Here is a 13,431-nt window from a genome sequence, read left to right as displayed (position 1 = left end):
CCCATGATCGACCTTCTGCACGGTCTGCTCGACGAGGCCGCGAGCCGGTTCGGCCCGTCGCCGGCGATTTCCTGCGGCGGCCGCACCCTGAGCTATTCGGAACTGGACGCCGCCAGCCACGGCGTCGGCCGTCTGCTGCTGGAGCGGGGCGTGCGGCGGGGCGACCGGGTCGTCGTCCTGCTGCCGCCGTCCCCGGTCACGCCGCCCATCCTGTACGCGTGCGCCCGGATCGGCGCGGCCTTCGTGATCCTGCACGAGCAGGTGCGCGGCGCCGGTCTGGCCCACGTGCTGTCCGACGCCGAGCCGCGCCTGCTGGTGACCGGCGACGAGGCCGTGCTCGCCCAGGCGAAGGCCCGCGGCGTCGCCGTGGCCACCCCCGGCGAGATCGCCGAGGCGGCGGCCGTCCCCGGCCCTCCGGCCGACCCGGCGGAGCCCCCGCTCCCGGTGGACCCGGTCTGCCTCATCTACACCTCCGGCAGCACCGGCATGCCCAAGGCCGTGGTCTCCACGCACGCGCAGATGGTCTACGCCGCGCGGGCCATCCAGGCCAGGCTGGCGTACCGGCCGGGGGACGTCGTCTTCTGCGCGCTGCCGCTCGCCTTCGACTACGGGCTCTACCAGCTCCTGCTCGCCGCCCTGGGCGGGGCCCACGTGCAGCTCCGCTCGGCCGCGCAGGCCGGCGGCAGCCTCGCCCGGGATCTGTGCGAGAGCGGGGCCACGGTGCTGCCGGCCGTGCCCTCGCTGGCCCAGAACCTGGCCCTGCTGCTGGACCGGCTCGGCGGGCGGCCGCCGGCGCTCCGGCTCCTCACCAACACCGGCGCCGCCATGAACGTGGAGGTCCTGGCGACCCTGCGGCGGCACATCCCGGGGATGCGCGTTCAGCTGATGTTCGGGCTCACCGAGTGCAAGAGGGCCACCATCATGCCGCCGGACGAGGATCTGCGCCGGCCGGGCGCGTGCGGTCTGCCGCTGCCCGGCACGGAGGTCTTCGTCGTCGGCGACGACGGCCGCCGCCTGCCCGCGGGGGAGACCGGGGAGATCGTCGTCCGCGGGCCCAACGTGATGGCCGGATACTGGCGGCGGCCCGGACTGACCGAGGCGCGTTTCCTCAGGGCCGAGGGCCTCTTCCCGGAGCTGCGCACCGGCGACTACGGCCGGCTCGACGCGGACGGCTACCTCTACTTCGCCGGCCGCCGCGACGACGTCTACAAGGAGCGCGGCTTCCGGGTCAGCGCCACCGAAGTGGAGACGGCCGCGCAGCGGGTGCCGGGAGTGCGGGCCGCGGCCGTGCTGCCGCCCGCCGCCGGTCGCCCCGATGCGGTGCTGGTGGCCGCCACCGACCTGCCCCCGCACGAGGTCCTGCGCCTGCTGCGGGGGGAGCTGGAGCCGTACAAGGTGCCGGCCAGGTGCCTCACCCTCGGTGCTCTCCCGCTCAACGGAAACGGCAAGACCGACAAGCGGGCGCTGGCCGAGCACGTCCCCGAGCTCACCGGGGCCCCGGCCTGAGCCCCGCGCGCGACCGGAAGGAGACTCCGTTGACCAGCACCGGCCCGGCCGTCTGCGAAGTGTGGTGGGCCGGCGTCCCCGACGCGGCGCCCGCCCACCTGGAGCGGCTGCTGTCCCCGCCGGAACGGGCCCGGCTCGACGGGTTGCGGCGCGGCCGGGACCGGGCCAGGTTCGTGGTGGGGGTGGCGCTGACCCGCCTGGTCGCGGGCGCCCGGCTGGGGACCGCGCCCGACCGTGTGGCTATCGACCGCACCTGTCCCGACTGCCCGCGACCGCACGGCAAGCCCTGCCTTCGAGGCACCGGCATCGGCCTGTCGGTCTCCCACTCCGCGGGCAAGGTCGTCCTGGCCGTGGCGGACGTCCCGCAGGTCGGCGTCGACGTCGAGCGGGTCGCCCTCGACCGTCCGATCCAGGCGATGGCGGCCCGGGTGCTCGCCCGGCCCGAGCTGGCCCAGCTGCGGCGGCTGGGGGAGGACGGCCACGGCTTCACCCGCTACTGGACCCGCAAGGAGGCACTGCTCAAGGCCACCGGAGACGGGTTGCGCGTGGCCATGCGCGCGCTCACCGTCTCCGCCCCGGACGAGCCGCCCCGGCTGCTCGATTGGGTGGGCCGGCCCGAGCTGACCTCCCGGTTCGCCCTCCGCGACCTCGACCCGGGAGAGGGCTACGCGGCGGCGCTGGCGGTCGCCGGCGCCCGCGATCCGGTGGTCGTCGAGACAGACGCCGGCCCGCTGCTGGCCGGCCGCGCGTGAGGCTTCGCGACAGAGAGGAATGCCGTCATGACGATCGAGATGACCGCGGCGATCCCCCCGCCTCCGGTGGCGGACGCCGATCCCGAAGACCCGTCGGCACGCCTGGCCGCGCTGCTCGACCCCGGCTCGGCCCGCCCGCTCGGCCCGCCCGGCCGGAGCGGTGTGCAGGCCGCCACCGGGCTCGTGCACGGCCTGCCGGTCGTGGCGTTCTGCACCGACGCCCGGACGCAGGGCGGCGCCATGGGCGCCGCGGGCTGCGACCGTATCGTGGCGGCCTACGAGCTGGCCCTACGGCAACGCGCGCCGATCATCGGCCTGTGGCACTCCGGCGGGGCCCGGCTGACCGAAGGCGTCGCGTCGCTGCACGGGGTCGGGCGGGTCTTCGCGGCCATGACCAGGGCCTCCGGGGTGGTGCCCCAGGTGTCCGTGGTGCTCGGCCCGGCCGCCGGCGGAGCCGCGTACGGACCCGCCCTGACCGACATCGTGATCATGTCGGAGGCCGGTCGCATCTTCGTCACCGGCCCCGAGGTGGTCCGCAGCGTCACGGGGGAGAGCGTCGACATGGCCGCGCTCGGCGGTCCCGAGCCGCACAGCAGACGCAGCGGCGTGGTCCACGTGGTGACCCGGACCGACGAGGAGGCGTTCGCGCACGCCCGCCGGCTGGCCGACCTGCTGGGCCGCCAGGGCACGGTGGCGCCCGAGCGGGTCGGGGAGGTGGACTTCTCCCCGCTGCTGCCCGAGTCCGACCGCCGTGCCTACGACGTGCACCCGCTCGTGCGGGGGCTGCTGGACGAGCCGGGCGTCGAGCTCCACCCCCGCTGGGCACCCAACATGGTGACCACCCTGGGCCGCCTCGGCGGACGCACGGTGGGGGTCGTCGCCAACAACCCGATGCGCCTGGGCGGGTGCATCGACGCGGCCGCCGCCGACAAGTCCGCGCGGTTCGTCCGCATGTGCGATGCCTTCGGCATCCCGCTGATCGTCCTGGTCGACGTGCCGGGGTACCTGCCGGGCGTGCAACAGGAGCACGACGGGGTGGTGCGCCGCGGGGCGAAGCTGCTGCATGCCTTCGCCGCGGCGGCCGTGCCCCGCCTCACCCTGGTGACGCGTAAGGCGTATGGCGGGGCCTACATCGCGATGAACTCCCGATCGCTCGGCGCGACCCGCGTCTTCGCCTGGCCGGCCACGCGGATCGCGGTGATGAACGCCACGGCCGCCGTGCGCGTCCTGCGCCGCCGCGAGCTGGCGGCGGCGCCCGAGGCGGAGCGCGCCGCGCTGACGGCCGGGTTCGCCGAGGAGCACGAACGGGACGCCGGCGGCCTGGAACGGGCGCTCGGAATCGGGGTGGTGGACGAGGTCATCGAGCCGGACCGGACCCGCGGCGCCCTCGCCAGGGCCCTGGCCGACGCGCTCCCCGGGCGGGGCGCACACGGAAACATCCCTCTCTGACACGGAGCGACACATGACCACAGACACGACGGCGGCCACGCGTCACCGCGTCCCGGTGCGCTTTCGCGGCGACCGGGCCGAGACAGGGCCGCTCACACACGGGCAGTTGAACATCCTGGCGTGGCTGCGCGAGGCCGGAAACGAGGCCGGGCTCGCGCACGCCACGCTCGAGTGGGCCTTCGACATCCCGGCAGACTTCCCCGGCGGGGTGACCGTGGCCGACGTCGTCGAGATCCTCTCCGCCCTGATCGGCCGCCACGAAACGCTGCGGACCACCTTCTCCGGGCAGGACAAGCCCCTCCAGCGGGTGGCCGCCGCCGGCGAACTCATGCTCGACGTCTACGAGGCCGGCCCGGACGACGCCCGAGATCCGCAGGAGCTGCTCGACGAGATCGGCGACTCGCTGCGGGCCGATCCGTACGATCCGGAGACGCAGTTACCGCTGCGGGTCGCCGCCGTCGTGAGCGGGGGTCTGGTGCGCGCGGTGCTCGCCGGATACTCCCACCTGGCGGTGGACCGGCAGGCGATAGCCGTGCTCAAGCGCGAGTTCACCCGGATGCTCCGCGACCCGGCGGGCCGCCGTCCGGGGCCGCCCGTCCACCAGCCGCTGGATCAGGCACGGGCCGAGGCCGCCCCTCGGGGACGGCGGCGGGCCGAGGCCACCCTGCGTTATTTCGAGGAGCAGTTGCGGCGCCTGCCGCAGTGCCTGTACCCGGCTCCGCGCCCCGGCGGGCCCGGCGCCTCGGTCGCGGTCGAGCTGTGGTCGCCGGCCGCGGCCCTGGCTCTGCCCTATGTGGCGGCGCGCACCCGGGCGAGCCGGTCGAACGTCGTCCTGGCGGCGGCGTGCGCCGTGATCGCCCAGCGCACGGGGCGCACCCGCTGGCCCTTCACCGTCCTGGTCGGCAACCGGTTCGGGGACCGGCTGGCGAACTACGCGGGCACGCTCGTGCAGGCCGGGCTCCAGCTGGCGGACGCCGACGCGGACGGCTTCGACGAGCTGGTGCGGCGGGTCTGGACCAGCGGACTGCTCGCCGGCCGGCACGGCATGTACGACGTTACGCGGCGCATGGAGCTCGCACGGCGCATCGAGCGGGACAGGGGGGTCGCCTTCTGCTTCGAGCCGTTCTTCAACAACGTGATCATCGACGCCAGGGACCCGGGCATCCCCGGGCCGCCTCCCGCCGACCGGCTGATCGACACCCTGCCGCGCACCCGGCTGCGCGCGCGGCCGATGCCGCCCACGCCCGCGACCGTGCGCTTCGACCTGTGGGAGGCCGACCGGGCGCTCCGGCTGGACCTGTGGACCGGGGACAGCGGCCGGGTGCCGGAAGGTGAGCTCGAGTCCATGCTGCGGGCCGTGGAGCGGCTGATCGTGGCGGCGGCGGCCGGCGACCTCGACCGGGCCGGGATGCGTCATCTGATAGGCCTGCCGCCGATCGGGGACGGCGGAGGCCGGCTACTGCTGGACCACTGTCTCATCGAGCCGGCCGAGGTGCAGCGCCTGGTCGACGACGCGCTCGCGCCCTGCCCGGCCCGGGTCTTCCCAGCCGTCGACGGCCGCGAGCTGGTGGCGTTCGTGGCCGCCACGGCGGAGGGGACCGCGCACCCATCGGGACCGCCCGGCGTGACGTCGGTCGTCCAGGCGCACGACCGGTGCATGGCGGCGCTGCCGGGCCGTCCGACCGCGATGACGCCCCGCCACTACGTCCTGTGCGAACGTCCCCCGCGCGACCTCGCCGACCCGGCCGCCTGGCGGCGCGAAGGGGTTCTGGACGAGGGGCCGGGCCGCTGAGCCACACAATTGGTGAAAATGGTAGGGGGAAATACCAGAAAAATGGACGTATCTGCTTCACGGTGATAGAAAGTGGCTCTGCTTATGCCTTCTCCGTGGGACGGAACGGGATTGCGGACGCTGAGAATTCTCCTTGCCGAAGACGTGCACATGGTTCGGGGAGCACTGGTGGCGCTGCTCGAGCTGGAACCCGATTTCTCCGTGGTGGCCAGCGTGAGCCGCGGTGACGACATCGTGCCCACCGCGCTCCGGCTCACCCCCGATGTCGCGATCATCGACATCGACCTGCCGTACGTCGACGGTCTGACCGCCGCCGAGATCCTCTCCCGGGAACTGCCGTCCTGCCGCACCCTGATCCTGACCAACCTCGGCCGTCCGGGAACGCTGCGGCGCGCGCTGAGCGCCCACGTCGCGGGCTTCCTGCTCAAGGACGCGCGGCCCGAACGCCTGGCCGAGGCGGTACGCGGGGTGGCGGACGGGCGGCGGGTCATCGATCCGCAGCTGGCCCTGGCCGCCTGGGACGGCGCCGCCAATCCGCTGTCCCGGCGGGAGATCGAGGTGCTCCGCCTGGCCGCGACCGGCAGCGAGGCGCGGGAGATCGCCGCCTCCCTGCACCTGTCGGTGGGAACCGTGCGCAACTACCTGACGACGATCGTGACCAAGCTGAACGCGCGCAACCGCGTGGACGCCATCCGGATCGCCGAGGAGGCCGGCTGGATTCCGTGATCCGGGATCAGACGGGCTGCGCCGCCGGCGCCGCGGCGGGCAGCGGCGCCTCCGCGACCAGGCGGAACCAGCCGTCCTCGCCGTCGGCCGCCGAAAGGAACCCGCCGATGACGGTCAGCCGCGTCGAGAGGTTGTGCAGTCCGCTCCCGCCGGTGGCGCCGGTGGCCGGCTCGACGTCGGCGCCGTCGTTGGAGATCTCCAGGCGGATCGCGCCGGCCCTCTCGGCCGCCCGGATCACGCAGTGCTGCGCCTTGCTGTGGCGCAGGATGTTGGTGACCGCCTCGCGCAGCACCGTGGCCAGGGTCGTGTCATGCGTCTGCGGCAGCGGGCCGCACGTTATCGACAGCTCGGTCTCCACGTCGGCCGCGGCCAGCACCGACACCGCCGAGTTCGCCTCCTCGGCGAGCGACATGTCCCGGTAGCCGCTGGCCACCAGGCGCACGTCGGACAGGGCCTGGCGGGCCGTGCCGAGCAGGTCGGCGACCTCCTCCCGGGCGCGATCCGGGTTGGCCGGCAGTAGCCGGTACACCAGCTCGGCCTTGAGCGTGATCGCGGAAAGGTTGTAGCCGAGCAGGTCGTGCAGGTCGCGTGCGACCCGCAGTCGTTCCCGCGTCACCGCCAGGCGGGCCAGCTCGCCCCGGGTGGCGTGCACCTCGGCGACCAGGGCCGCCAGACGGCGCAGCCCGTAGACGACCAGGCCGGTCAGCACCGTGGACACGGTCAGATAGGCGGTGTCCTCCACCGTCATGCCCGCCAGCAGGGGCGGCAGCATCACACTGACGATCACGCCGGCGAGGAGCGCCCACCGCCACCCGCCCCCCGCCGCGAGCAGGATCGATCCCGCCAGGAAACCGGCCATCCCGCCCCACACCTTGCCGAGCCACAGGAACGGCAGATAGGTGGCGAGCGCCTGGAGGGAGACGGTCAGCGCCCGGTAGCGGGCCGGCCACCGCTGCACGTCCACTGCCGAGTGCAGAGTCTGCAGCGTGAAAACCATCGCCAGGAACACCAGGGAGGCGAATAATTCGAGCCCGCTCGGGTGCAGCGCGAGAATATTTAGGAGCGCGATGAAATCGAAACAGAACAGCGCGGCAATGGTGATGACGAATGCCACCCGAGGTGCCCGCGTTTCCCCCTCGACGTTCTCGTCGTGCGGCCCCGGCGGCGTATTCGACAGCACGCCGAAGCGCGCTGGATTGTCTTCGTCCACTCCGCACCCATCTGCCGGCCCGTGGGCAGGGGAGGCATGCGTCACGCTCGTTCGCCGCGTCCGATCCGGCCGGGTGCCCGTCCCCGGCCGACGCGTTGCGTCTGCTGCCCCGCCGTCCGCCGAGGGCCCGGCCGAAAGTTTCGATAACCGATCGAAACTTCTCGAGAAGATGATGGGGTCCCGGCGCGGGAGCGTCAAGGGGCATTCCGCGTGACAGACGCCCGGCGGGAAAGGTCCGAGCTCCCGCCGATGTCCGGGGCCGGTCGCGGCCCGGCCCCGGGCGGTCGGTCGCAGGCGTTCCGGTGACGCTCAGCCGCGTGCGAGCAGCTCGAGCGTGTCGACGACGCGGTTCGAGAAGCCCCACTCGTTGTCGTACCAGGCCACCACCTTCACGTGCCTGCCGTGGACGCGGGTGAGGGCGGCGTCGAAGATCGACGACGCCGGCTGGCCGGTGATGTCGCTGGAGACCAGCGGCTCGTCGGCGTAATCGAGGATGCCCTTGAGCCCGCCGTCGGCGGCGGCGCGGTAGGCCGCGAGCACCTCGTCGCGGGTGACCTCGCGTGAGACGGTGGTGTTCAGCTCCACGAGCGAACCCACCGGGACCGGCACGCGGATCGCGTCGCCCGACAGCTTGCCGTCCAGGTTCGGCAGCACCAGGCCGATGGCCTTGGCGGCCCCGGTGGTGGTGGGCACGATGTTCACGCCGGCGGCGCGGGCGCGGCGCAGGTCGCGGTGCGGGCCGTCCTGCAGGTTCTGCTCCTGCGTGTAGGCGTGCACCGTGGTCATGAAGCCGTGCTCGATGCCGGCCAGGTCGTCCAGTACGGACGCCAGCGGAGCCAGCGCGTTCGTGGTGCACGACGCGTTCGACACGATCACATGCCGGGCGGGGTCGTAGGCCTCGGTGTTCACGCCGTAGGCGATCGTGACGTCGGCGCCGTCGGAGGGGGCGCTCACCAGCACCCGCCCGGCGCCGGCGTCGATGTGCGCGCGGGCGGCGTCCGCCTTGGTGAACCGGCCGGTGGATTCGAGCACGACGTCGACGCCGAGCTCGGCCCACGGCAGCTTGGCGGGCTCGCGTTCGGCGAGCACCGCGATGCGGCGTCCGCCGATCACGAGATCGGTTCCGTCGACCTCGACCGAGTGGCCGAGACGGCCGAGCGAGCTGTCGTACTTGAGCAGGTGGGCGAGGGCCTCGGGAGCGGTGAGGTCGTTGACGGCGACCACGTCGAGGTCGCTGTCACGCTCCAGCAGGGCGCGGAGGGTGTTACGTCCGATGCGGCCGAATCCGTTGACGGCGATGCGGGTCATGGAGATTCCTTTCGTTCCGCACTCCATGATCGGCACTCTGCGGCCGCGCCGACAGTGGCTTGAACGACACTGGGCGCAAGGATCTCGCCAGAACTTTCGCCATGGGTCGCAAGGATCTCGCCACCCTGGCGATGCGTGCGTGCGCGAGGCGTCCCGGGGAGCTCAGGCGGAGAAGGTGTGGCGATACTCGGTGGGAGAGGTGCCGAGAATGCGCTGGAAGTGCAGGCGCAGGTTCGCGCCGGTGCCCAGGCCGACCCGGTCGGCGATCTGCTCCACGTTCAGATCGGTGCGTTCGAGCAGTTCGCGCGCCAGGTCCACCCGCGCCCGGAGCACCCACTGCATCGGCGTGTAGCCGGTGTCCTCCACGAACCGCCGCGAGAAGGTGCGCGCCGACACCCGCGCGTGGCGGGCGAGCGTCTCGAGGGTCAGCCGTTCGGGCAGGTGGGCCAGGGCCCACTCGCGGGTGCTCGCGAACAGGTCGCCGAGCGGCTCGGGCACACTCCGGGGCACGTACTGCGCCTGCCCCCCGCTGCGGTAGGGCGCCGCCACCAGCCGTCGCGCCACGTGGTTGGAGAGCCCGACTCCGTGGTCGCGCCGCACGAGGTGCAGGCACAGGTCGATGCCGGACGCCGCGCCCGCCGATGTCAGCACGTTGCCCTCGTCCACGAAGAGCACGTTCTCGTCCACCCGCACGAGCGGATGCTTGTCGGCGAGAGCCTTCGTGTAGTGCCAGTGGGTCGTCGCGCGCCTGCCGTCGAGCAGGCCCGTCGCCGCCAGCGCGAAGGCTCCCGTCGAGATGGCCGCGAGCCTGGAGCCGCGCTCGTGGGCGGCGATCAGGGCGCCGACCACCGCCGCCGGAGGTTCGGTGGCCGCCGGCTCCCGGTAGCCGGGGATGAAGACGGTGTCGGCCTGCTCGAAGGCCTCCAGGCCCTCGGCCACGTGATAGGAAAGGCCGTCGCCGCCGGTCACCAGCCCCGGCGTGGCACCGCACACCCGCACCTCGTACGGCATGCTCGGCCGGTTGGAGAACACCTGCGCGGGGATGCCGACGTCGAGCGGTTTCGCGCCCTCCAGCACGAGCACGGCGACACGGTGGTTCCTCGGGCCCATCGGCCTCCTCCCGCTCCGCGCGATCAACCGGCATCTTTCGCACCCTGACCGCGATGACATCTATCGCAAGCATCCTGCCATCGCCGCCGAAGCCGGCGCGGGGGAGCCGTTCACCCGTGCCGGCCGAGACGGTGGAGTCGCTGGGTGCCCGGGGATTTGGCCGAGGCGGAGGCCGACCCGGGCCGGGGTCGTTCCGGGATCGGTCTCCTGCGTCAGGTCGCGAGCTCGGTGCGGCGGCCGCGGCGGGCCACCTCGCGCTCCAGGTACCACTCCACGGCCAGCAGCGGGATCGTCCAGCCGAGCCAGCCGGACAACCCGGAGATCGTCCACGCCATCAGGTCGGGGTCGCCGTGGAAGACGGTGTCCTGCAGCGGGGGCAGGGCGATGATCAGGATCCCGGTCCACACCCGGTTGGTGATGATGGAGTAGGTCAGCACGGCGCTGCGCAGCATCCAGCGCCGGTGCCCGGCGTACCGGCGGGCGCGGGCGGCGCGCCAGCCCGCCGCGGTGAAGGCGAGCCACAGCAAGGCGAGGAGCACGTCGCTGACCGCGAGGAACGGCCCGAACGGGGTGCGTGCCCCGATGACCAGGGCGGTCAGCCCGGCCGGCAGCACCCCGGCGAACACATAGACCCGCCCGGCGCGCCGGTGCCACACCGGGTGCCGCCGGCGGAACCACGGCCACACCTGGAAGAACGCGGTGACCATGGCGACCGAGGCGAACAGCACGTGCGCCACGAGCAGCGGGTAGTGCAGGCCGAACCCCTCGGGCTGCGGCACCCGGGACAGAGACGGGTCCCCGGTCAGGTACGGCGGCAGCGAGAACGCGAGGAACCCGGCCGTGACCAGGCCGAGCGGCACCGTCCAGCGGCGCCGCCACCACGGACGCCGGCGGACCTGCGCCGGCCGAGGACTGTCGATCGTCGTGCGCATGGCGACTCCAGGAGAGATGGCGAGTAGATGCGTATGGCATACGCTTAATGCGTACTCTATACGCAATGCGTAGCCCATACGCAAACTGGTAAGCTCTCTGAAGTGCCGGATGACAACGAAGACGAGCTGCCGCACGCGCTGAACGTGCTGTGGGGGCGAACCAAGCCGAAGGGGCGGGGACGCACGCCCGCGCTCAGCCTGGAGCGGATCGTGGCGGCGGCCATCGCCCTCGCCGACGAGGAGGGCCTGGCCGCGCTGTCCATGGCCCGGCTCGCCGAACGGCTCGGCTGCGCGCCCATGTCGCTGTATCGGCACGTGGACGGCAAGGACGACCTGCAGCTGTTCATGCTGGACGCCGCGCCCGGCCCGCCGCCGGAGTTCGGCGCGGCGCCGGCCGACTGGCGCGGCTCACTCACCCGGTGGGCCGTCGAGCTGTTCGGCGTCTACCTGCGGCACCCGTGGATCGTCCAGTTGGTGAGCTCCCCGCCGATGGATCCCGGCCAGCTCGCCTGGCTGGACGCCGCGCTGCGCGCCCTCGGTGGCACACCGCTGGGCTGGCGGGCCCGGTTCTCGGTGGTCATGCTGGTGCTGCACTACGTACGCGGCGCGGCCCAGCTTTCGAGCTCCAAGACCGCCGAACCAGAGGAAGGGTCCGACGGGGCGTACGCCGCCCTGCTCACCGAGCTCGCCGATCCCGACCGGTTCCCGGCGCTGGCCCGCGCCGTCGAGGCTGGAGTGTTCGCTCCCCAACCGGGCGCCGGTCCGGACGACGATTTCCACGCCGGCCTGGACCACCTGCTCGACGGGGTGGAAGTGGCGATCGAACGCGCCGCCCGGGCCTGAGCCGGGGCCGCCGGCCGGTGCCGCTGTGGTCACGGCCGGCACGGGGCATCGGCGTGGAGACTGCGCCGGGGCTGGTTCGGCGGATAGGCGTTAGGCTGCCCCGACCCCCCGTGAGTCCTCAGGAAAGTCTTCCGATGCGCGCAGTCGCGTTCTTCTGGTCGGCAGCAGTGGTGTTGTCGCTGTGGGAACTGCTGGCCGAGCCCATGTTCGCCGAGGTGGTGACGGTGGTCTGCGGCGGTGGCCTGCCGCTGGACATGCCGCCGCCCGGCCCGGCGGAGCAGGCGGCGGAGTTCGTCGGCGACTGGCTGGCCCTGCTCCAGCCCGCGTTGCTGGCCCTGGCCGCGGCCTGGGCGCTCCGTTCGCGGCCGGAAACCGCGCCGACCCGTTCGCGGGCGCGGGCCGGCGCCGCCTGGCTGGGGCTGGCGGTCGCCCTGCTTCCCACCGCGCTGGCCGAGGCCGAGGACCGCCTTGCCCCCGAACCGCCCTTGTGGTGGCGCGAGTGCCTGGAGGACCAGGTGACTCCGCCGTCCCTCGTGGCTCCGCGCCTGATCCTGGCCTGGCTGTTCTCCCCCGCCACAATGATCCTTCTGGCCGGTCTCGCGGGCGCGGGGATCCGGCCCCGCCTGACCGATCTGCGGAACGCCGCGACGGCGGCGGTGGTCGTCGTGCTGGCCGCGCTCCTGCCCGGCGTGCTCATCGGCCCGCCGCGCAACGCCGACGGCACGCCGCGCTACGCTCTGGCCGGGCGGACCCTGCCGTACGTGCTCGATCTGGAGACGGGGGAGCCGGTGAGCAGACTGCCTCGGGCGACCCGCACCTATGGGCAGTACGGCCTCGTCGTCCGCGACACGGAGCCCGGTCACTACGTGGCGGCGTTGACGAGCCCGTCGGGGCGTTATTTCCGCCTCTACCGGCTGGCGATGGAGGCCGGCGGCCGGGTCACGGTCGGCGAGCGGCTCACCCCCACGCGCGAGGGCACCGTCAACGGCCTGGCCGTCTCGCCCGAGGGCAGCATCGCCTACGGGCGGATGACGGACGAGGCGAGCTACGTGGGCACCCTGGAGCGCGAATGGCCCACCAACGGCTACGGCCTCCAATGGCTGGACACCAGGACGCTCGCGCTCCCCTCGCACAACACACCGGGAAACACCCTGGCCACTCTCGACGTCGGCACGGGTGCGATCCGAGGCGTCGCCGCCCCGGCCGTGCACGAGCTCACCCGCCCGCTCCGGGTCCTTCCCGGTGGGCGGCAACTGCGCGCCCTCGGCTGGCCGGTCCGAGCGCTCGTCCTGCACGAGGGGACCCGGCTGATCAAGAATGTGCTCACGCTCGACTGCGGCCACATCGAGTCGCTCGCGCTCGCCCCGACCGGCCGCCACCTGCTGGTCGGCGTCGACAGGGAGGCCGACGAGATAGACAGGTCGCCCCTGGCCGGACTGCCGCCGTGTGGCGGCGCCGCCGCCCAGATTCTGCGTCTCGACCTCGAATCGGGCGAGATCCGAGTCGTTCCCGGCCGGCAGGAGCCCTACGTCCAGGCGTGGTGACCGTCCTGCCGCCATGCGAGTCCGCTCCTCGGCGTCAGGGGCACGGGCGTCGCTCGTCACCGGCACCTTCGGCCATTTCAGCGAGTCCACCGTCTCGGCCGAGAGGATCATGCGGGCCGTCTTCGGCCACGGTGTGCTCTGCATCGTGCCGGCCAACCTCGCGCTCGCGATCATCCTGGCCTTCCAGCGTGTCCACGCCGCCCCGTTGACAAACTATGCTTTTCCTACATAGTTAGTGGGTAAACGTAAGGAGGAGCAC

The 13,431-nt window shown here is 73.1% G+C and carries 12 protein-coding genes; 8 read left to right on the top strand and 4 right to left on the bottom strand.

Features of this window, described 5'->3' with window-relative positions; translation table 11 throughout:
• The first annotated feature begins 3 nt into the window (after positions 1-3).
• From AB0O28_RS21765 to AB0O28_RS21745, 5 genes are all read left to right on the top strand, one after another.
• Complete coding sequence (locus tag AB0O28_RS21765; protein ID WP_363642825.1) at positions 4-1,506, top strand: class I adenylate-forming enzyme family protein; 1,503 nt, start codon at positions 4-6, stop codon at positions 1,504-1,506.
• Positions 1,507-1,535: 29 nt separating this feature from the next.
• Positions 1,536-2,258 (top strand): 4'-phosphopantetheinyl transferase superfamily protein, encoded by a 723-nt coding sequence (locus AB0O28_RS21760; protein ID WP_363642823.1) that lies wholly within the window; start codon positions 1,536-1,538, stop codon positions 2,256-2,258.
• Positions 2,259-2,285: 27 nt separating this feature from the next.
• Positions 2,286-3,707, top strand: coding sequence for a carboxyl transferase domain-containing protein (locus tag AB0O28_RS21755; RefSeq protein WP_363642821.1), 1,422 nt, complete (start codon positions 2,286-2,288; stop codon positions 3,705-3,707).
• 13 nt (positions 3,708-3,720) lie between these two features.
• Entirely contained in the window at positions 3,721-5,499 is a 1,779-nt protein-coding gene (locus AB0O28_RS21750; RefSeq protein ID WP_363642819.1) for a condensation domain-containing protein, read from the top strand.
• Between the two features lie 84 nt (positions 5,500-5,583).
• Positions 5,584-6,225 carry a response regulator transcription factor gene (locus tag AB0O28_RS21745; RefSeq protein ID WP_363642999.1) on the top strand — a complete coding sequence of 214 codons (642 nt, stop codon included), beginning with the start codon at positions 5,584-5,586 and terminating at the stop codon, positions 6,223-6,225.
• Between the two features lie 7 nt (positions 6,226-6,232).
• On the opposite strand, the gene AB0O28_RS21740 is transcribed toward AB0O28_RS21745, so the two are convergent.
• The 4 genes from AB0O28_RS21740 to AB0O28_RS21725 form a co-directional block, all read right to left on the bottom strand.
• Entirely contained in the window at positions 6,233-7,435 is a 1,203-nt protein-coding gene (locus AB0O28_RS21740) for a histidine kinase (protein WP_363642817.1), read from the bottom strand.
• Positions 7,436-7,744: 309 nt separating this feature from the next.
• Positions 7,745-8,743 (bottom strand): type I glyceraldehyde-3-phosphate dehydrogenase, encoded by a 999-nt coding sequence (gene gap, locus AB0O28_RS21735; protein WP_363642815.1) that lies wholly within the window; start codon positions 8,741-8,743, stop codon positions 7,745-7,747.
• Between the two features lie 162 nt (positions 8,744-8,905).
• On the bottom strand, positions 8,906-9,853 hold the full coding sequence (locus AB0O28_RS21730) for a DJ-1/PfpI family protein (RefSeq protein ID WP_363642813.1): 948 nt from the start codon (positions 9,851-9,853) through the stop codon (positions 8,906-8,908).
• A gap of 212 nt (positions 9,854-10,065) precedes the next feature.
• Positions 10,066-10,785, bottom strand: coding sequence for a DUF2306 domain-containing protein (locus AB0O28_RS21725; protein WP_363642811.1), 720 nt, complete (start codon positions 10,783-10,785; stop codon positions 10,066-10,068).
• A gap of 102 nt (positions 10,786-10,887) precedes the next feature.
• On the opposite strand from AB0O28_RS21725, the gene AB0O28_RS21720 reads away from it, so the two are divergent.
• The 3 genes from AB0O28_RS21720 (at position 10,888) to AB0O28_RS21710 (ending at position 13,404) form a co-directional block, all read left to right on the top strand.
• Positions 10,888-11,628, top strand: coding sequence for a TetR/AcrR family transcriptional regulator (locus AB0O28_RS21720; RefSeq protein WP_363642809.1), 741 nt, complete (start codon positions 10,888-10,890; stop codon positions 11,626-11,628).
• A 134-nt stretch (positions 11,629-11,762) separates the two neighbouring features.
• Positions 11,763-13,172, top strand: coding sequence for a hypothetical protein (locus tag AB0O28_RS21715; protein WP_363642807.1), 1,410 nt, complete (start codon positions 11,763-11,765; stop codon positions 13,170-13,172).
• A gap of 13 nt (positions 13,173-13,185) precedes the next feature.
• On the top strand, positions 13,186-13,404 hold the full coding sequence (locus tag AB0O28_RS21710) for a hypothetical protein (RefSeq protein WP_363642805.1): 219 nt from the start codon (positions 13,186-13,188) through the stop codon (positions 13,402-13,404).
• Positions 13,405-13,431: the final 27 nt, after the last annotated feature.

The sequence above is a fragment of the Microbispora sp. NPDC088329 genome (assembly GCF_040685655.1).
Lineage (GTDB): Bacteria > Actinomycetota > Actinomycetes > Streptosporangiales > Streptosporangiaceae > Microbispora.
This window is presented reverse-complemented; position numbering and strand designations above follow the sequence as displayed.